Origin of the sequence: Actinosynnema sp. NPDC023658 (genome assembly GCF_040639995.1) — a bacterium.
Taxonomy (GTDB): domain Bacteria; phylum Actinomycetota; class Actinomycetes; order Mycobacteriales; family Pseudonocardiaceae; genus Actinosynnema.
The window spans coordinates 1-1,556 of record NZ_JBFAAX010001204.1; the positions used below are offsets into that span (position 1 = coordinate 1).

Annotated in this window: 2 protein-coding genes; both read left to right on the top strand. The window is 72.9% G+C overall.

Annotated features, from left to right (window positions below; genetic code table 11):
* A partial coding sequence (locus tag AB0G02_RS39560) for an FAD-dependent oxidoreductase (protein WP_360805467.1) occupies positions 1-1,112 on the top strand: 1,112 nt, incomplete at its 5' end.
* On the top strand, positions 1,112-1,556 hold a 445-nt coding region (locus AB0G02_RS39565; protein WP_360805470.1), incomplete at its 3' end, for a cyclic nucleotide-binding domain-containing protein. The genes AB0G02_RS39560 and AB0G02_RS39565, both read left to right, overlap by 1 nt.

The window sequence follows — 1,556 nt, forward strand, 5'->3', positions numbered from 1 at the left end:
TCGCCGCGTCCGGCCAGGACGGCGCCCGGCTGCCCGTGGTCATCACCGCGGACGGCGAGCCGCTGGTCGAGCCGTCGGACGCGGAGCTGGCCGCCCGGGTCGGCCTGAGCACGCGGCCGTCCACCGACTTCTACGACCTGGTCGTGGTCGGCGGCGGCCCGGCGGGTCTGGGCGCGGCCGTCTACGGCGGCTCGGAAGGCCTGCGCACGGTGCTGGTCGAGCGCCGCGCCACCGGCGGTCAGGCGGGCACCAGCAGCCGGATCGAGAACTACCTGGGCTTCCCCGACGGCGTGTCCGGCGAGCAGCTCACCGACCGCGCCCGCAGGCAGGCGCTGAAGTTCGACGTCGAGGTGCTGACGGCGTGCGACGTGGTCGGGTTGGAGGCGCGCGGCGCGGCCCGCGTGGTGCGGCTGGACGACGGCACCGAGCTGGCCGCGCACACCGTCATCCTGGCCACCGGCGTGTCCTACCGGATGCTGGACGCGCCCGGTCTCGGCACGCTGACCGGCCGGGGCGTGTTCTACGGCGCGGCCACCACCGAGGGCCCCAGCTGCACGGGCCAGGACGTCTACCTGGTCGGCGGCGCGAACTCGGCGGGCCAGGCGGCGCTCTACTTCGCCGCGCACGCCCGCCGCGTCGTGCTGGTGGTGCGCGGCGACTCGCTGGCCCAGTCGATGTCGCACTACCTGGTCGAACAGCTCGCCCGGGTGGCCAACATCGAGGTGCTCACCTGCACCGAGGTCGTCGGCGGCACGGGGGAGCAGCACCTGGAGACGGTGACGCTGCGGCACAACAAGACCGGCGAGACGACGACGGTGTCGACGTCGTGGCTGTTCGCGTTCATCGGCGCCGCGCCGCACACCGACTGGCTCGCGGACACGCTGGCCCGTGACGAGCGCGGGTTCGTCCTCGCCGGACCGGACCTCGTCGTGGACGGGCGCCTGCCCGACGGCTGGGACCTGGACCGGCCGCCCTACCACCTGGAAACCAGCCTGCCGGGCGTGTTCGTCGCCGGTGACGTGCGCGCGGACTCGGTGAAGCGGGTCGCGTCCGCGGTCGGTGACGGCGCGATGGCCGTCTCCCTGGTCCACCGCTACCTGGAGAAGTCGTGATGGAGAACCTGACGGTCGACGACCTGCGCGGGCTGTTCCTGTTCGAGCACCTGTCCGAGGAGCAGCTGGACTGGCTCGTCGCGCACGGCCAGGTGGAGACGCACGGCGCGGGCGCGCAGGTGCTGCGCGAGGGCCAGCCCGCGACCTGCTTCTTCGTGCTGCTGGACGGCACCGTGGCGCTCAGCCGGATCATCGGCGGTCAGCGCGTGGAGACCAACCGCACCGACCACCGCGGCTCCTACTTCGGCGCCACGCAGGCCTACCTGGGCGCGGACGTGGAGGGCACCACGCTCTACCAGATGACCGCCGACGCGGTGACCGACGTGCGGCTGTACCAGTTGCCCGCGCACGACTTCGGCGCGATGTTCCGCTCGTGGTTCCCGATGGCCATACACCTGCTGGAGGGCCTGTTCTTCGGCATGCGCAACACCGAGCGGATCGTCA